At 54.6% G+C, this 16,532-nt stretch carries 17 protein-coding genes and 1 tRNA gene; 9 read left to right on the top strand and 9 right to left on the bottom strand.

Translation table 11 applies throughout. The features are described 5' to 3' along the window. Positions 1–9: 9 nt before the first annotated feature. From OU789_RS09170 to OU789_RS09180, 3 genes are all read right to left on the bottom strand, one after another. On the bottom strand, positions 10–960 hold the full coding sequence (locus tag OU789_RS09170; RefSeq protein ID WP_274655240.1) for an MliC family protein: 951 nt from the start codon (positions 958–960) through the stop codon (positions 10–12). Positions 961–1,202: 242 nt separating this feature from the next. Then, positions 1,203–1,289, bottom strand: a tRNA-Leu gene (locus tag OU789_RS09175). A gap of 288 nt (positions 1,290–1,577) precedes the next feature. After that, positions 1,578–2,786 carry a peptidoglycan-binding domain-containing protein gene (locus OU789_RS09180; RefSeq protein ID WP_274655242.1) on the bottom strand — a complete coding sequence of 403 codons (1,209 nt, stop codon included), beginning with the start codon at positions 2,784–2,786 and terminating at the stop codon, positions 1,578–1,580. Between the two features lie 100 nt (positions 2,787–2,886). Between OU789_RS09180 and lipB the strand changes: the two genes are divergently transcribed. The 4 genes from lipB to OU789_RS09200 all read left to right on the top strand — a co-directional run bounded on the left by lipB (position 2,887) and on the right by OU789_RS09200 (position 6,766). Further along, positions 2,887–3,561 carry a lipoyl(octanoyl) transferase LipB gene (lipB, locus tag OU789_RS09185; RefSeq protein ID WP_263952717.1) on the top strand — a complete coding sequence of 225 codons (675 nt, stop codon included), beginning with the start codon at positions 2,887–2,889 and terminating at the stop codon, positions 3,559–3,561. Positions 3,562–3,703: 142 nt separating this feature from the next. Next, on the top strand, positions 3,704–4,132 hold the full coding sequence (locus tag OU789_RS09190) for a c-type cytochrome (RefSeq protein WP_274655244.1): 429 nt from the start codon (positions 3,704–3,706) through the stop codon (positions 4,130–4,132). Positions 4,133–4,287: 155 nt separating this feature from the next. Then, complete coding sequence (gene ctaD, locus OU789_RS09195; protein WP_263952715.1) at positions 4,288–5,961, top strand: cytochrome c oxidase subunit I; 1,674 nt, start codon at positions 4,288–4,290, stop codon at positions 5,959–5,961. Positions 5,962–6,208: 247 nt separating this feature from the next. After that, a complete protein-coding gene (locus OU789_RS09200) occupies positions 6,209–6,766 on the top strand; it encodes a DUF2087 domain-containing protein (protein ID WP_274655246.1) in 558 nt (185 codons plus the stop codon). Here the strand turns inward: OU789_RS09200 and OU789_RS09205 are convergent. Beyond that, positions 6,729–7,175, bottom strand: coding sequence for a lipocalin-like domain-containing protein (locus OU789_RS09205; RefSeq protein ID WP_274655248.1), 447 nt, complete (start codon positions 7,173–7,175; stop codon positions 6,729–6,731). The two genes, OU789_RS09200 and OU789_RS09205, sit on opposite strands and share 38 nt — an antisense overlap. A gap of 149 nt (positions 7,176–7,324) precedes the next feature. Beyond that, positions 7,325–7,783, bottom strand: a complete 459-nt coding sequence (locus OU789_RS09210) for a GatB/YqeY domain-containing protein (RefSeq protein ID WP_274655250.1) — start codon at positions 7,781–7,783, stop codon at positions 7,325–7,327. A gap of 198 nt (positions 7,784–7,981) precedes the next feature. Between OU789_RS09210 and carA the strand changes: the two genes are divergently transcribed. Further along, on the top strand, positions 7,982–9,169 hold the full coding sequence (carA, locus tag OU789_RS09215; protein ID WP_274655252.1) for a glutamine-hydrolyzing carbamoyl-phosphate synthase small subunit: 1,188 nt from the start codon (positions 7,982–7,984) through the stop codon (positions 9,167–9,169). 77 nt (positions 9,170–9,246) lie between these two features. Here carA and OU789_RS09220 read toward each other — a convergent pair whose 3' ends face one another. Continuing rightward, positions 9,247–9,621, bottom strand: coding sequence for a glycine zipper family protein (locus OU789_RS09220; protein ID WP_274655254.1), 375 nt, complete (start codon positions 9,619–9,621; stop codon positions 9,247–9,249). A gap of 214 nt (positions 9,622–9,835) precedes the next feature. Here OU789_RS09220 and OU789_RS09225 point away from each other — a divergent pair, with 214 nt between their 5' ends. Continuing rightward, entirely contained in the window at positions 9,836–11,752 is a 1,917-nt protein-coding gene (locus OU789_RS09225; protein WP_274655256.1) for a glycosyltransferase, read from the top strand. On the opposite strand, the gene OU789_RS09230 is transcribed toward OU789_RS09225, so the two are convergent. After that, entirely contained in the window at positions 11,749–12,390 is a 642-nt protein-coding gene (locus OU789_RS09230) for a GntR family transcriptional regulator (protein WP_263952708.1), read from the bottom strand. The two genes, OU789_RS09225 and OU789_RS09230, sit on opposite strands and share 4 nt — an antisense overlap. 99 nt (positions 12,391–12,489) lie before the next feature. On the opposite strand from OU789_RS09230, the gene OU789_RS09235 reads away from it, so the two are divergent. Beyond that, entirely contained in the window at positions 12,490–13,170 is a 681-nt protein-coding gene (locus OU789_RS09235; protein WP_274655258.1) for a pyrimidine 5'-nucleotidase, read from the top strand. A gap of 16 nt (positions 13,171–13,186) precedes the next feature. Beyond that, a complete protein-coding gene (locus OU789_RS09240) occupies positions 13,187–14,386 on the top strand; it encodes a UbiH/UbiF family hydroxylase (RefSeq protein ID WP_274655260.1) in 1,200 nt (399 codons plus the stop codon). Here OU789_RS09240 and OU789_RS09245 read toward each other — a convergent pair. Both OU789_RS09245 and OU789_RS09250 read right to left on the bottom strand, forming a co-directional pair. Further along, positions 14,383–14,841: an Lrp/AsnC family transcriptional regulator gene (locus tag OU789_RS09245; protein WP_263952705.1), complete on the bottom strand. Its 459-nt coding sequence runs from the start codon at positions 14,839–14,841 to the stop codon at positions 14,383–14,385. The two genes, OU789_RS09240 and OU789_RS09245, sit on opposite strands and share 4 nt — an antisense overlap. Next, positions 14,838–15,296: an Lrp/AsnC family transcriptional regulator gene (locus OU789_RS09250; RefSeq protein WP_263952704.1), complete on the bottom strand. Its 459-nt coding sequence runs from the start codon at positions 15,294–15,296 to the stop codon at positions 14,838–14,840. Before OU789_RS09250 ends, OU789_RS09245 begins: the two co-directional genes overlap by 4 nt. 136 nt (positions 15,297–15,432) lie before the next feature. On the opposite strand from OU789_RS09250, the gene ilvC reads away from it, so the two are divergent. Continuing rightward, on the top strand, positions 15,433–16,455 hold the full coding sequence (gene ilvC / locus OU789_RS09255) for a ketol-acid reductoisomerase (RefSeq protein ID WP_263952703.1): 1,023 nt from the start codon (positions 15,433–15,435) through the stop codon (positions 16,453–16,455). Positions 16,456–16,532: the final 77 nt, after the last annotated feature.

Consider the following 16,532-nt stretch of genomic DNA (forward strand, 5'->3'; position numbering starts at 1 on the left):
GGCGAAATATCAGCCCATCGCGTCCTGTTTACATTGCATATCGCCCCGATCCGACAGCGAGAATACCGCTTCATCTCCTTTGGACCAGAAACCAATCTTGCCGCGATAGGTTTCGCCTTCGTATTTCGAGCCAGACGCAGCTTGGACCTGATCAAGCGCAACCGCGTTATCCGCCCAGCGCAGAGTAACAACGCCTGGGTCAACATTTACAAATCCCACAGAAACAACCGCCGTCAGACCGTCGCAAACATAAGGAAATGGCCCAACAGAAACCCCGTTCGCATCATCAGCACGTGCATCAGCATATCCTGTTCTAATCTCGTTGATCCGCAATGCGTAATTATCCACAACGCAATCGGTCCGGTCGGATTGTGATTTCCAGCACTCGTCGCGCCCTTTTATCCAGCCGCGCTGATAGGCTTTCAGCTCTTTCAACCGATCTGCTGTCATATTCGGCCCGTTTACCGCCAAATTGTAAACGCGCGAGAGTTCCTGATCCAATTGCCCAAGGCGCGGGTCGGCGCAAATCGCGTTCTCAACCTCACTCGAAGCCTTGGCGCAATCAAATGCGGGCTTTGAGCCAGAAACCTGTACAGGCGCGCTTCCTTCCGCAAGGAACCAGCCCGCAACCCATCCGCGCGTACCGGCGTATTCAATCTCGCACCACCGCTTCTTGGCTGCGGCCGCCCGCTCTGCTTCAGAGGCTTTTTCCCATTCGGCAAAGCTCATCTCGCCAACACAGCCAAGATTTCGCAGCCCGTCTCCGTTGGCCGGAATTTGTCCAACTTTGGTTGCAGAGGCTTTCGGCTGTGCTCGGATGTTCAGCACATCATCGGCCGAAACCCCAGTAACGCGGTAATAATCAGGTCCGCTTGCCTCCGCGCTTGCAGAAACCGGGGCAAAGCCCACAGACAATGTGATCGCACAAGCGGCAATGGCGGGGATAATTTTTGGTAACATCCTGACTCTCCGAGCTAAAAAGCAATTCGCGCTTCGACAGAAATTTGCACCGCTATCAAGGGCCGAAATAGGGCTGATGCGGTGAAATAAACGAATACATCAAGCCTATATCACGCCCCTCAACCACGCAACGCAGCAAAGCAGGATGATCGAACGCAAGGCGCACAAGTCTACGCAAAAACCGAAAAAATGCAGGTAAAACAACCATCTAGATCAAATCACATCTCTATCAGGAGACTGATTGGTGCGGTCGAGAAGACTCGAACTTCCACGGGAGTTACCCCACAGCGACCTCAACGCTGCGCGTCTACCAATTCCGCCACGACCGCACGTGATCAGGTAGGTGGCGGCGGTATAGCCAAGGCATTCGGGGATGTGAAGAGGAAAATGCGCACAAAATCCTAAAACCCGCCTTTGCCCCACGCCTTTGGCGATAATACCCTTGTTTTATATGGAAAAAGTGCTGCAAAATTTTCCGCAATTTCGCCGCGCTTATTCTGGCTACAGCCGCCAATACGACCAAGCAACACCCAAATCGACGCCCTCTCCCACGCCAAACCGATTCACCGTTTCAATGGCAACAGCTTCACCGAACGCGCGCTGCTGCCCTTTTCTCTTTATCCACCGAGATTGGCGGCAAGAACTTGCCCTGCCATATAAATCTGCATCAAGCGAAGGATGTTCTCAGACAAAAAGACTTCTTCGCCACCTGCAGCAACGCTCTGTGCCGCGCTTTCATACCAATCAATCGCCAACTCCGGCCGCATCGTCGCGCCGAATCCTTGCGATAGATGGTGCCCTACCAATTCGGCATAGGCCGGATTATCAACCGCAGCCAAAAGCAACGCCGCGCTCAGCGCCACATCCATATTGTCGATGTCATAACCAACCGACAGACAGATCTTGCCCGTCGTCGACAATTGCTCTTCCGAAGCGCCTGTGCTCTGTGTCCACTCATGAGTGGCGACCAATACTTCGTCCATCGACTGCATCGAAACAGCAATGCTCAGATCGTTCATCGCCGGAACCAGCCCCATACACTCTTGTTCGATCTGTGCGTCGGTCAGCCCAGCAATCGAAGCCGCGGCCTGCGCGCCATCTTCAATCGCGGGGACACGAACAAAGCAGAACTGTTCAGCAAGCAACATATCTGCATTCTGCTGACTTAAAACCGGCCCACTGCTGTCAAAGCTGCGTGCGCCCACCTCGTCACAATAGGTTGAGAGCGCAATGTCGCCCTCCCCTGCATCACCGAAAAGGTCTGGGAATTCTGCCGCACCGTCTCCTTCAACTAGCGCATCCGGATTATCCGGCGTCATACGCGCCTCCTCCAGAATCTGGTACTCGACCAAAACCGCGCGCATTCCTAAGGGGCTTGTCGCCGCGATCTGCTTCGCTTCTTCGGGGTTGGCCATGGCGCGATCATAGCTGCGGAGCATAAACGCGCGTTCATAGTCGTCGAACTGGCCCGTGACAGGATAGCCAAGATCGGATTGAACCTGCGCCATCGCCGCGCGGCTCTTCTTGCCAAGCACACCATCAGGGTGCCCCGCAGCAAAACCAAAATGATTAAGCGCACGTTGCAAATCCATATTTTCCTGAACTTCAGGAGAGGCCGGAACCTTCTTTTTTACGGTCGCCTGCTGTGTTGAGGTTGTTGTCTGGTCTTGCTGCTCAAATGCTTCTGAAACAAGTCCGTTGATAACCCCCGCAACCAACGCTTCCCCGAAATCTGCTTTTGCCGGTTGCATTTGCGCGGCCATTACAGAAACAGTGGCAAACGACAAAACAGCACAACGGCACGACAGTGCACGGAATGAAAACATCAAAACCTCCAAACAAATCTACGTTTGCGGTGATGTGCTATAGAAATACGGCACAAATAGGCCTAGATCGGGGTGAGATGCGTAAAAGAAGACTAAAAATATGGTAGAATGGATCACAACAGACGGCCTCACAGACTACGATGAAGCTGTGACGTTCATGGAAGCCCGCGCCAATGCGATTGCAAAAGGCGAGGCTGAAGAGGCGATCTGGCTCGTCGAGCATCCGCCGCTCTATACGGCCGGAACCTCTGCCAAACCTGCCGATCTGGTCGATCCAGACCGCTTTCCCGTCTATGAAAGCAAACGCGGCGGGCAATATACCTATCACGGACCGGGCCAACGGGTGGCCTATGCAATGCTTGATGTGGGCAAACGTGGCAAAGATGTCCGCTGTTTTGTGCATGAGCTTGAGGAATGGGTGATCACGACCCTTGCCGAATTCAACGTGCGCGGCGAACGGCGCGAGGGGCGCGTTGGCGTCTGGGTGACTCGCGATGACAAGCCACGCAACGCAGACGGCTCCCCACGCGAAGACAAAATCGCCGCGATCGGTGTGCGCCTGCGCAAATGGGTCAGCTTTCATGGCATCTCGATCAATGTGGAGCCAGACCTGAGTCATTTTGAGGGCATCGTTCCCTGTGGAATTCGTGAACACGGCGTGACCAGCCTCGTTGATCTTGGGCTTCCCGTAACCATGGATGATGTCGACCTGGCGCTAAAACGCACCTTTGATCAATGCGTTACAGAAAACCGCCCTGCCTGCGCCACAACATAACCTGTTCTTGACTATTGTTATGGGCCGAAGGTTTTTCACAGCTTAAAAGACCCCATGCGACAAGTTTTCCCTTTCCCTTTGATCCGGTTCGCTATGGTATAGGGGAACAACGCGATAACAACTCAGACCCATGAGGTTAGAAATGACACTATTAAGACTGACAGCTACAGCCGCGGCTGCCGCCATCTCTCTCGCTTCGCCCGCATTCGCAGAAGGTGATGCAGAAGCAGGCGCAAAAACATTCAAGAAATGCACCGCTTGCCACATGGTCGCAAATGGCGACGAAGTCCTGGTTAAGGGCGGCAAAACCGGCCCGAACCTCTATGGCATCATCGGCCGGACTATGGGCTCTCAAGAAGGTTTCAAATACGGTTCCGGCCTTGCTGCCGCTGCTGAACAAGGTCTGACATGGGATGAGGAAAGCCTCGTTGCCTATGTCCAAGACCCGAAAGCCTACATTCAAGAGGCCACAGGCGATTCGAAAGCCAAGTCGAAAATGACTTTCAAGCTGAAAAAAGGCGGCGAAGACGTTGCTGCATTCCTGAATTCACTGGCTGACGGCGCCAGCTAAGGCGGGTTGCCCTGCAATATTCGAAAAAAAATGTGTCATGCGGCCTCTGATAGATTGCCCGCATGACAGAACCGCACTAAAGACAAAAGCGGAACGCGTCGCGTAGGGTCCATCCCTGCGCGTCTAACTGATTTAGAGAACCGGGGAGGCTTGAAATGGCCGAGGCAGCTATTCATAGCGACGAACATCATGACGAGCGGGGATTCTTTACCCGTTGGTTCATGTCTACAAACCACAAAGATATCGGCATCCTATACCTGATCGTTGCCGCAGTTGTCGGTTTCATTTCGGTGGCATTCACCGTTTACATGCGCCTCGAGCTTATGGACCCTGGTGTACAGTACATGTGCCTTGAAGGTGCCCGCCTGTTCGCGGATGCCGGCGCAGAGTGTACCCCGAACGGACACCTCTGGAACGTGATGATTACATATCACGGCGTCCTGATGATGTTCTTTGTTGTTATCCCTGCCCTCTTCGGCGGGTTCGGCAACTACTTCATGCCGCTTCAGATCGGCGCGCCAGATATGGCATTCCCACGTCTGAACAACCTGTCTTTCTGGCTCTATGTTACCGGTGTAAGCCTCGGCGTTGCCTCGCTCTTTGCACCTGGTGGTAACGGCCAACTTGGCTCCGGTGTTGGTTGGGTCCTCTATCCGCCGCTCTCCACAACAGAGTCCGGTATGTCGATGGACCTTGCGATCTTTGCGGTGCACGTCTCCGGTGCCAGCTCGATCCTCGGCGCGATCAACATGATCACAACCTTCCTCAACATGCGCACACCGGGCATGACGCTTCACAAAGTGCCGCTGTTCTCATGGTCGATCTTTGTGACCGCATGGCTCATTCTTCTCGCGCTTCCAGTGCTTGCTGGCGCGATCACCATGCTCCTCACAGACCGTAACTTCGGCACAACCTTCTTTGATCCTGCCGGTGGCGGTGACCCTGTACTGTACCAGCACATCCTGTGGTTCTTCGGACACCCCGAAGTTTACATCATCATCGTGCCTGGCTTCGGGATCGTTTCCCACGTCATCGCGACGTTCTCCAAGAAACCGGTCTTCGGTTACCTGCCGATGGTTTACGCGATGGTTGCAATTGGTGTTCTTGGCTTCGTTGTTTGGGCGCACCACATGTACACCGTTGGTATGTCCCTCACCCAGCAGAGCTACTTCATGATGGCCACTATGGTGATCGCGGTACCAACCGGCATTAAGATCTTCTCGTGGATCGCCACTATGTGGGGCGGCTCGATCGAGTTCAAAACTCCGATGCTCTGGGCACTCGGCTTCCTCTTCCTCTTCACAGTTGGCGGCGTTACAGGCATCGTTCTGTCCCAAGCTGGCGTGGACCGCGCATATCACGATACATACTATGTTGTGGCGCACTTCCACTACGTGATGAGCCTTGGTGCCGTATTCTGTATCTTCTCCGGCATCTACTTCTACTTCGGCAAGATGTCAGGCCGCCACTATCCAGAATGGGCAGGCAAACTGCACTTCTGGGCGATGTTCATCGGCGCCAACCTAACCTTCTTCCCACAGCACTTCTTGGGCCGTCAGGGTATGCCACGTCGCTACATCGACTATCCTGAAGCATTCGCTTACTGGAACAAAATCAGCTCCTACGGTGCGTTCCTCTCCTTTGCATCCTTCTTGTTCTTCATCGGTGTTGTGGTTTACTCCCTGAAATGGGGTAAGAAAGTCACCGAAAACAACTACTGGAACGAGTATGCAGACACTCTCGAGTGGACCCTGCCATGCCCACCACCAGAGCACACATTCGAAACGCTTCCAAAGCAGTCCGAATGGGACAAAGGCCACAGCCACTAAGCTGCTGACCGAATAGAAACAAACAAAGGCCCTGCCATCCGGCGGGGCCTTTTTCGTTTATGAGCCACATTGCGAAACACCTCCAGTTCCGTTACGCTCACCCTTGGTCGGCAGTTCACCAAGGCGTCGCTGTCCCGCGAGGGAAGCTAAACCTGCCATACAATCGACAGCATTGACACAACAGTCCAGTGCCCCGTCACAAGTCAGCGACCACGACACTTTAACAGGCACGCAAGAGGACAAGGACATGTCAAACGCTCCGATTCCGCTCGCCGTGGCGGATATTTCCAAATTTACACGCGCGATTTCCAAACAGCTGAAAGACAACGAAGAAACACCCTCGCACCTATCCATGATGAACATCGTGGCGCGGGCCGCAGGGTTTCGAAACTATCAACACCTCAAGGCGGCGCAAACGGCGCAGGCCCGTGTTGATACGCCCGTCGTTCCCGAGGACATCGATTTCAAGCTGGTGGAAAAATGCCTGCGCAATTTCGACGACGACGGGACAATGCTGCGTTGGCCCAGCCGCCGCGCGCAGCAAGATCTCGCCATCTGGAGTTTCTGGGCTGCCATTCCAGCGGCCACCCTACTCCAAGAAAAAGAGATCAACGCAATCTTGAATGCCCGACACGCCTTCAACGATGCGCCAATCCTACGCCGTACCATGATCGGAAAGAGAATGCTTACCCGCAACAATGACGGGACCGATTACCTGCGCATTGAACAGGAGCCACCCGCCGAAGCCCGCGAGCTTATCCGCTTGCTCAAGGCGTTGGCCTCTCCCACTCAAGGCAAGCTGTAACGCGCGCGCCTTGAAAAATGGCTCCGGCAGCACTTAACTGCAGCTTATTACCACGGAACCGGACATCCCGCGTTTGTTCGGTTCCAACCCAATTTGGGCAAGACGCCGTGGTGACATAATGCACCACCCGTTCGCCTTGATGCGCGAACCGCCCTGCATAGGTGATATGGGATTTCATTGCAGCCGAGTCTTCCACTATCGTTCCGCCAAGAGGATCGTTAACCGCAAAGGGCACCCGCCCCGCCGCCGCGATATGCACAAAAACGAAACCATCCGGCGCATAGCTGATGTAGCCAAAAGCGTCCGCTCCCATCGGGTAGACCCTCTGACCATCCTCCATCTCGTTATACCAAGACAGCAGCGACCACGTGCCAAGCAGAGGCGTTTCCAATCCCTGTGTCCTTTTCATGGCCTGCTCCCTTGATCCTATTTGTCGCAAGAACCTAGCAGCAAACGCGCTGATTACGTAAAAAAACGGCGCCCGAAGTGGACGCCGTTTTTTCTGAAAATTCGCATATGGAAATCATATGCAAAACATATGTGAATCTTACACCGGTTTTAGCCGAGTTTGTCTTTGACCATCGGTCCGACGCGGCCGAAATCCATCTGGCCGGTGTACTTTGATTTCAGCGCCCCCATGACTTTGCCCATGTCACGGATCGATTCTGCGCCAACTTCAGAAATCACCTTCTCGACCGCTTTCTCTGTCTCTGCTTCGTCTAGCTGGCGAGGCAAAAACTCTTCGATAATCGCAATTTCCGAACGTTCCTTTTCCGCCAGTTCAAGCCGCCCGCCTTCCTCATAGGCGCGCGCGCTTTCCTGACGCTGTTTCACCATTTTTCCAAGAATTCCAAGGACTTCATCATCTCCGACGCCCCCGTCTTTCCCTTCGCCACGCATGGCGATATCGCGATCCTTGATCGCCGCATTAATCAGGCGCAACGTCGAAAGGCGTTCGGCCTCTTTGGCCTTCATCGCCTCTTTCATCGAGGTTGTCAGTCTGCTTCGCATATCCATCGGTGGCCCATCCCCTGGTTTCCGAATTATTTCCGAGCCTTTGATATTATCCCGTGAGCGCTAACCGTTCAACCACTCACTGCCTTGGTAAAAGCCCATAAAATAAGGGGAATCTATTTTTCTTCCGCCCCCTTGACCGTTCCGGCTCAGGCCTCTAGTTTCCCGCAAGTTTGCGCCCGTCTGACAAAGGAGTCGCCCGTGTCTGCCGCCCTTAACACCCCGCTTTCACTTCCCGATCATCCAACTGCCTGTTTGGCTCTTGCGGATGGAACGTTGTTTTATGGGGTGGGCTTCGGCGCAACCGGCGTTGCAGAAGCCGAGCTTTGCTTCAACACCGCCATGACAGGCTATCAGGAAATCATGACTGATCCGTCCTATGCGGGCCAGATCGTGACCTTCACGTTCCCACACATCGGCAACACCGGCGTCACCCCAGAGGATGACGAAACCGCCGATCCTTTCGCCGCCGGTATGGTGGTAAAATGGGACCCGACAGAACCAAGCAACTGGCGCGCTACCGAGGAGCTAACCAAATGGCTGGCCCGCCGTGGCCGCATTGGTATCGGTGGCGTAGACACGCGCCGCCTGACCCGCGCAATCCGCCAACAAGGTGCGCCGCATGTTGCGATTGCGCATGACCCCGAGGGTAACTTTGACATTGCTGCGCTCGTTGAAAAAGCACGTGCATTCAAAGGGTTGGAAGGTCTTGATCTCGCCAAAGAAGTGACATGCTCACAGAGCTACACTTGGGACGAAATGCGTTGGGCATGGCCCGACGGCTTCCCCAAACGGACCGAGAGGGGCCACAAGGTTGTCGCCATCGATTTCGGCGCAAAGCGAAATATCCTACGTTGCCTTGCCTCTGCGGGGTGCGATGTGACTGTGCTTCCAGCAACAGCAACATCCGAGGAAGTTCTTGCGCATAATCCTGATGGTGTTTTCCTCTCCAATGGCCCTGGCGATCCGGCAGCGACAGGCGAATATGCCGTACCGATGATCAAAGACGTTCTTGCCAAAGACATCCCTGTTTTCGGTATTTGCCTAGGTCACCAAATGCTGGCCCTCGCCCTTGGTGCAAAAACCGTGAAAATGAACCACGGTCACCACGGCGCCAACCACCCGGTCAAGGACCACGACACCGGCAAAGTTGAAATCACATCGATGAACCACGGTTTTGCAGTGGACAGTCAATCCCTGCCAACAGGTGTTCTCGAAACCCATGTTTCGCTGTTTGACGGTTCAAACTGCGGCCTGCGCGTTGATGGGAAACCCGTATTCTCTGTGCAGTATCACCCAGAAGCCTCGCCCGGCCCGCAAGATAGTTATTACCTGTTCGAGCGCTTCGCGGATGCCATGTCTAAGCGCGCAGAAGCGTTACCTGCCTGAAGCAGCATAAGAGACTGAACTTCAAAGACAAAAAGAAGGCCGAACGCTTACCCTGCGTTCGGCCTTTTCGCTATGCCTTAGCCAACAACTTTATAGCCGCGTTGCGCCATACAGTTTCTGATGATGGCTTCTTTCTTGGAATTCTGGTCAAGCGCCCCAGCAGTTACACCAGCCGCAGCACCAAGGATCGCCGCATCCCGCACGTTGTTGCCTTCATTGGCAAACACAGCCGTCGAAGCCGCGGCAACACCCGCACCAGCTGCTGCTTTACCTGCGGTATCACTCGACAAAGCGCCCTGTTGCGCCGCGAGGTTCTGACAGTATGCAAGGTCCGCGCCATAGTTCGGGCCAACCGGCCCGTCAATCACAGGCTGATAGCTCGCGCCAGTGTTAGTACAAGCAGCGATGGACAGGATAATCGGAGCAGCAGAGATCAGTTTAAAATGTTTCATAGCGAGCACTTTCTGTCTGAATAAAAAGAAATAGCGCAAAGAATGCGCAGGAATACTCTAAGCCTATGGCAGCTTTGCTCTGAAATCAAATCGCTGTCAGAAGCGCGGCATTGATATCACACATGCGGCAAATTGAGCAGCGCACACGCCCGTTAACCTCTCATTAACCATTTCTTCCCAGATTCCTTAAGTCACTCAAGGAAAACTACGGCAAATGCTGAGCAGCGCACTCAAAACCGTACCGGTTCAACGTCTCAATCACCCGAAATTGCCTCGGCCCGTCGCCGGTCGGAGACCGTTGGGTGAAATTTTGGTAGCGCAAGGCGCTCTCGCACCGGGTGACTTGGTTAAATCTCTTGCGCTCCAGAACCGCGAAGATGTGCCGCTTGGCGATATTCTCCTAAGCCATGGTCTCGTTAGCGAGGACGCCCTTTTCTCTGGATTGTCAGAACAGTGGGGCACAGAAACCATTGACCTGAGCGAAGAGGCCCCAGACCCCCGACTGATCGACGATATAGGCGTAAGAACCTGCCTTATGGGCCGATTTGTTCCGTGGAAACGGATCGGCGCGGTCACGGTGATTTGCACCTCGCGCCCTGCGGAATTCGAAGACCTCCTCGCAAAACTGCCAGAGGGATTTGGTCCTGTGCAAATGGCTATTTCTTCGGAAAAACAGGTTCTTAGCGCGCTACAACAAGTCCGAAAAGACCAGCTAATCGAGAATGCCGAAACTTGCGTTTCCGAAGAAGAAAGCTGCCGAAACTGGCAGAGCAAACGCCACATGCGTATCGCCACATGCGCTCTCTTGGGCTTCGCGGCTGCACTCATCGCTGTGCCAAAGCTTGTGTTTACAGCCTTGTTTTTTTGGGCAATCGCCACACTCATCCTGTCGACCGGATTGAAACTCGCCGCCGCACTTACCCAAGCGCCACGGTTTCTACCTCGCAAGAAGCCAGCTTTCGTTCACGCTGATAACGTGGCCGTTGCGCGCCTGCCCGTTGTTTCGGTAATGGTCCCTCTTTTCAAAGAACGGAAAATCGCAAGCCACCTGATCCGCCGATTGGCACGCATTTCATATCCGCGCGAGTTGCTGGATATCTGCCTTGTGGTCGAAGCCGATGACCTTACAACCCAACACACGATTGCCCAATGTGAGCTCCCAACATGGGCGCGCGTGATTACTGTTCCCGCCGGAAGCGTGCGTACGAAGCCGCGCGCGTTGAACTATGCGTTGGATTTCTGCCGCGGGACGATCATTGGGGTTTATGACGCTGAGGATGCGCCCGACCCTGGCCAGATTCACGCCGTGGTCCGAAATTTTCACCAACGCGGGCCGGAAGTGGCATGCTTACAGGGCATCCTTGATTTTTATAACCCGAGAACCAATTGGCTATCGCGGTGCTTCACCATTGAATACGCCACATGGTTCCGCCTCGTTCTGCCGGGGCTACAGAAGCTTGGCTTTGCCATTCCGCTCGGCGGCACAACCTTGTTCTTCCGTCGCGAAGCGCTCGAGCGGCTCGGCGGTTGGGATGCGCATAACGTTACCGAAGACGCAGATCTCGGTATTCGCCTTGCCAGACACGGCTATAAAACCGAAATGATTCATACCGTTACACAGGAAGAAGCGAATTGCCGCCTTTGGCCTTGGGTCAAGCAGCGTTCGCGGTGGCTCAAAGGGTACGCCATCACATGGGCGGTACACATGCGCCATCCGCGAGTCCTCTTGCGTGAGTTAGGGGCTTGGCGTTTTTTCGGTGTTCAACTGCTGTTTCTTGGCTCCCTGAGCCAATACATCCTCGCGCCGCTCCTCTGGTCGATGTGGTTTGTGCTCTTACCAATTCAACACCCGCTGGAACAGATTTTTGCCCACTCGACACTCTTGGCGCTCGGAGGCTTGTTTCTATTTTGCGAAGCGGTGAGCATCGGTGTGAGTGCGGTTGTCTTATCGAAAACACAACACAAGCGGCTTCGCTGGTGGTTGCCAAGCCTGCACCTCTATTTCCCGCTCGGTACGATCGCTGCATTCAAAGGCATGTTCGAGCTGCTTACAAAACCATTCTACTGGGACAAAACAGAACACGGCATTGAATTTAAAACCAAAAATTCCGAACCCGCCAAACAGGCCTAGTCCATCCCCGAGTCCAGCTTCAAGCGAGTTTCGAATGCCTTGGAAATATGGTTCTTGAGAGCTTCATGCGCCGCTTCACCGTCACGATTTTCCAACGCAGCAACAATCGCCTCGTGCTCTTCAATAGCCGTCTCACCACGCCCCTCAACGGCAAGCGATGTGGTTGCCAAAAGCGCCATCGTGCGGTGAACAAGGTCAAGCTGCTGCACAAGGTACCGATTGTGAGAAGCCAAATGAATCTGTTTGTGAAAGCGTCGATTTGATCGTGATAGCGCGCTCGGGTCGTTCACTATCTTGCGATCATCCTCGACCATCTCGCGCAATACACGGATTTCTTCTTCGGCGGCATGGCGCGCGGCAAGACGCGCCGCCAAACCCTCAAGCTCGGTCCGCACCACATAAAGTTCCGCGAGCTGGTTGTGATCAAGCGATGAGACAATCAGACTCCGACCATCACGCGCCAAAAGGCTTTGGGTCTCAAGCCGTTGTAATGCTTCACGAATTGGGGTCCGCGAAACACCGAACCGCTCTGCCAATTCGCTTTCCACAAGTCGATCACCGGGGCGATACATACCCACGTCGATCGCATCAAGTATCAACGCATAGGCATCCTTTTGCCCTTGTTTCTGATCGCCCATTCCGGTCTCCCCATACAGCTCGCGACAGACTATCCCTCGCACCCTTCCGCAATCAACCCCGCCGTTGCCCCTCCTTGCAATTCACCCTATCCTGCCGGCATGAACGACACGTCCCACCTTCGCGGTCCAGCCGCCGATTTCACCCATGTGAGCCAATGGGTTTTTGACCTCGACAACACCCTGTACCCGCCAGAGGATGCGCTATTCTCGCAAATCGAGGTGCGGATGACCGACTACGTGATGCAGGCGCTCAATGTGCCGCGTCACGAGGCCAATCACCTGCGACAGCATTATTGGCGCACTTACGGCACAACGCTCGCCGGATTGATGGATGAACACGGCGTCGACCCTGCCCCATACCTCACGCATGTGCATGAAATCTCTTTGGATCATATGCAAGAGGATCTGGAACTTTCGACCAGAATCAAAAGCCTACCAGGGCGCAAAATCGTGTTTACAAACGGAACCGCCCCCTATGCCGAACGCGTTCTTGCTGCGCGTGGCCTGAGTGGCTTGTTTGACGCGGTTTATGGCGTTGAGCACGCCAACTTCCGGCCCAAGCCCGAACGCCGCGCGTTTGAGGCTGTGTTTACCCGTGACGGCATTGCACCGGAAAAAGCTGCGATGTTTGAGGACGATCCGCGCAACCTGCAAGCCCCCCACGAGATGGGCATGCGCACAATTCATGTGGCTCCTGTCGCGGAACGCGCTGCGCATATTCATCATCACACTGACGACCTCAGCGGGTTTCTCTCTCGCATACTTGACGCAAAACATTGATACAAAAGTAGATTAGATGAGCAGACACAGCACAGATATCCTGATTTCCGGCGGCGGCATTGCTGGGCTTACGGCGGCGGCGTCCTTTGGGGCGGCAGGGTTTTCTGTTGTCTGTGTTGATCCCGCGCCCCCCGTAACCGAACAGGCCGACCCCAAGTCAGATCTGCGCACCACCGCGTTTTTACAGCCCGCGCGCCAAACGCTGATGGACGCAGGGCTTTGGGAACGTCTGGCCGATTATGCCGCCCCGCTTCAGATCATGCGCATCGTAGACGCAGGCGGAGAAACGCCCGAACCGCGAATTATCAAGGATTTTGACGCAGCCGAAATCAGTGATCTTCCCTTTGGTTGGAACCTGCCCAATTGGCTCTTGCGGCGCGAAATTTTAGCGCAGCTTGAGACCATGCCAAACGTCACCTTCCGCGCTGGTGTCGCCACACAGAACATTGTGACCCGCGAGGCAGAGGCGCTGGTGAGCTTGAGCGACGGAAGCCGCTACGCCACACAACTGCTGATTGGGGCGGATGGTCGGAACTCTCACGTACGACGCGCGCATGGTATAGATGTAAAAACAATGCGTTACGGGCAGAAGGCCCTCGCATTTTCGGTTGAACACTACCTTGAACATCACAATATCTCGACAGAAGTGCACCGAAGTGGCGGGCCGTTCACACTGGTTCCCTTGCCAAGCCGCGAGGGGCGTCACTTTTCGGCTGTGGTCTGGATGAACGAAGGGCCGGAGATCGAACGTCTCGCCGCGCTGCCTGAAGCAGAATTTGAAGAGGAAATGAGCGCCCGCTCCGCGCATATTCTTGGCCCGCTCAAACTCGCCACGCGTCGCAGCAAATGGCCCATCATTAGCCAGATCGCCCATCGCATGACCGCCCAACGCACCGCCCTAATGGCCGAAGCCGCCCATGTTGTTCCGCCGATTGGCGCACAGGGGTTGAACATGAGCCTTGGCGATCTTCGGGTATTGCGCGAACTGGCGGTTCAAAACCCCGACCAAATTGGTTCAACGCAAATGCTTGATACCTATGAAAACAACAGGATGCGCGAAGCGAAAATCCGCGTCTCGGGCGTTGACCTCTTGAACCGCGCCTCCATGCTTGGCGCTCAAGGGTGGCGCGATCTCCGCGCCGAGGCGCTTACGGGTCTCTATGCCTTTACGCCGCTGCGCAAAGGGTTAATGCGTGCGGGTTTGGGCGCACGTTAACCAATCGGACCGGCCAAGCGCTCTTCGGTGAGGATTACATTGGCCTCAACGTTGCCAACCCCCGGCAGCGTCATGATCCGACGTCGCAAAACGCGCTCGAAGTCCGCGAGGTCCCGCGCCACGACTCTGAGGCGATAATCATACAGCCCCAAAACATGGTGCACCGCCTGAACCTCGGGAATCGCCGTCACCGCGCGTTCGAAATCTTCAAGGCTCACACGTCCTTTCGTCGCCAGCTTCACGCCAAGAAAAACGGTCACACCAAAACCAAGCGCTTCGCGATCAAGCAGAATGCGCCGCCCGGCAATGACGCCTGCGCTCTCAAGCCGTTTGATCCGCCGCCACGTTGCAGGCTGCGACAAGCCGAAACGTTTGCCGAGCGCCCCAGCACCCTGCGTTGCATCCGACTGAAGCGCGCGAAGGATCGAGCGGTCGATATCATCGAGTTCGATCATACCGGCAAAATCTCCGTATCCTTGATCGAAGAAACCCGCATCAGCGCCTCAATATCAGTGATATGAGGCAGGGTAAGTATCCGTGTTTTATAGATTTCTTGATAATGCGCCATGTCACGGGCAAGAACAGCCAACCGAACATCAACCCGCCCAAGGAAAGTGTGCACCTCACTCACCTCTGGAATTTTCCGCGCCTCTTCGATGAAATCATCAAATGCGCGGGGTTGGGTTTTGTCGAGCGTAACCCGCAGATAAACCTCGACGTTATACCCAAGCGCAGCCCAATTGATGACCGCCTGTTGCCCGCGATAGATTCCCGCCTCGCGCATTTTCTCTAATCGCCGCGCACATGCACTTGAGGTCAGGCCAGCGCGGTTTGCCAATGCACTCATGGGCAAATCAGGATCAGCCTGCATTTGCCGCAAAATCTTTCGATCTATTTCGTCAACGCGCATAAATTTCACCTAATTACTCACCTGCACGAATAAATATATCGAAAATACTCAAAAATCCACTGAAATAACTCCGCAGAGCACTCAGGAAATGCGTACTTTCCACTTCAAGAGTAACTTCTGCAGAAGGAGCGCCACAATGCGCGTTTACTATGATCGCGACTGCGATATTAACCTGATCAAAGACAAAAAAGTAGCCATCCTCGGCTATGGTTCCCAAGGCCACGCCCACGCGCTCAACCTGCGTGACTCCGGCGCGAAAAACCTTGCTGTTGCCCTGCGTGAAGGGTCTGCATCCGCCAAGAAAGCCGAAGCCGAAGGCCTTCAAGTTATGGGCATCAGCGAAGCCGCTGCATGGTGCGACGTGATCATGTTCACAATGCCCGATGAGCTTCAGGCCGAGACATACAAGAAATACGTTCACGACCACATCAAGCCAGGCTCCGCAATCGCGTTTGCCCACGGCTTGAACGTTCACTTTGGCCTGATCGAGCCCAAAGAAGGCGTTGACGTCATCATGATGGCGCCAAAAGGCCCAGGCCACACTGTGCGCGGCGAATATGTTAAAGGCGGCGGCGTTCCTTGCCTTGTTGCCGTTGACAACGACGCAACAGGCAAAGCGCTGGAAATCGGCCTGTCCTACTGTTCCGCGATCGGCGGAGGTCGTTCCGGCATCATCGAAACAAACTTCCGCGAAGAATGCGAAACTGACCTCTTTGGTGAGCAAGCCGTTCTCTGTGGTGGTCTTGTTGAGCTTATCCGCTGTGGTTTCGAAACTCTGGTTGAAGCAGGTTACGCACCTGAAATGGCCTACTTCGAATGTCTGCACGAAGTGAAACTGATCGTTGACCTGATCTACGAAGGCGGCATCGCCAACATGGATTACTCGATCTCCAACACTGCGGAATACGGCCAGTATGTCACCGGTCCTCGCATCCTGAACTACGACGAAACCAAAGCGCGGATGAAAGACGTTCTGTCGGACATCCAGCAAGGTAAATTCGTACGTGACTTCATGCTGGAAAATGCTGTTGGTCAGCCAACCATCAAAGCATCGCGTCGTGCAAACGACGAGCACATGATCGAAGAAACTGGCGCGAAGCTTCGCTCCATGATGCCTTGGATCTCTGCTGGCAAGATGGTCGACAAAGAGAAAAACTAAGCGAAGCAAACGCTTTAACTCTTCGATTGACCCCGGCCATTGGTCGGGGTCAATTGCTTTCAAGATAAACAGAATGG

The sequence above is a fragment of the Halocynthiibacter sp. C4 genome (assembly GCF_028823805.1).
GTDB lineage: Bacteria > Pseudomonadota > Alphaproteobacteria > Rhodobacterales > Rhodobacteraceae > Falsihalocynthiibacter > Falsihalocynthiibacter halioticoli.

Coding starts and splice junctions, on each gene's coding strand:
- OU789_RS09170 (WP_274655240.1), bottom strand. CDS start 960: ATGTTACCAAAAATTATCCCCGCCATTGCCGCTTGTGCGATCACATTG.
- OU789_RS09180 (WP_274655242.1), bottom strand. CDS start 2,786: ATGTTTTCATTCCGTGCACTGTCGTGCCGTTGTGCTGTTTTGTCGTTT.
- lipB (WP_263952717.1), top strand. CDS start 2,887: ATGGTAGAATGGATCACAACAGACGGCCTCACAGACTACGATGAAGCT.
- OU789_RS09190 (WP_274655244.1), top strand. CDS start 3,704: ATGACACTATTAAGACTGACAGCTACAGCCGCGGCTGCCGCCATCTCT.
- ctaD (WP_263952715.1), top strand. CDS start 4,288: ATGGCCGAGGCAGCTATTCATAGCGACGAACATCATGACGAGCGGGGA.
- OU789_RS09200 (WP_274655246.1), top strand. CDS start 6,209: ATGTCAAACGCTCCGATTCCGCTCGCCGTGGCGGATATTTCCAAATTT.
- OU789_RS09205 (WP_274655248.1), bottom strand. CDS start 7,175: ATGAAAAGGACACAGGGATTGGAAACGCCTCTGCTTGGCACGTGGTCG.
- OU789_RS09210 (WP_274655250.1), bottom strand. CDS start 7,783: ATGGATATGCGAAGCAGACTGACAACCTCGATGAAAGAGGCGATGAAG.
- OU789_RS09220 (WP_274655254.1), bottom strand. CDS start 9,621: ATGAAACATTTTAAACTGATCTCTGCTGCTCCGATTATCCTGTCCATC.
- OU789_RS09225 (WP_274655256.1), top strand. CDS start 9,836: ATGCTGAGCAGCGCACTCAAAACCGTACCGGTTCAACGTCTCAATCAC.
- OU789_RS09230 (WP_263952708.1), bottom strand. CDS start 12,390: ATGGGCGATCAGAAACAAGGGCAAAAGGATGCCTATGCGTTGATACTT.
- OU789_RS09235 (WP_274655258.1), top strand. CDS start 12,490: ATGAACGACACGTCCCACCTTCGCGGTCCAGCCGCCGATTTCACCCAT.
- OU789_RS09240 (WP_274655260.1), top strand. CDS start 13,187: ATGAGCAGACACAGCACAGATATCCTGATTTCCGGCGGCGGCATTGCT.
- OU789_RS09245 (WP_263952705.1), bottom strand. CDS start 14,841: ATGATCGAACTCGATGATATCGACCGCTCGATCCTTCGCGCGCTTCAG.
- OU789_RS09250 (WP_263952704.1), bottom strand. CDS start 15,296: ATGCGCGTTGACGAAATAGATCGAAAGATTTTGCGGCAAATGCAGGCT.
- ilvC (WP_263952703.1), top strand. CDS start 15,433: ATGCGCGTTTACTATGATCGCGACTGCGATATTAACCTGATCAAAGAC.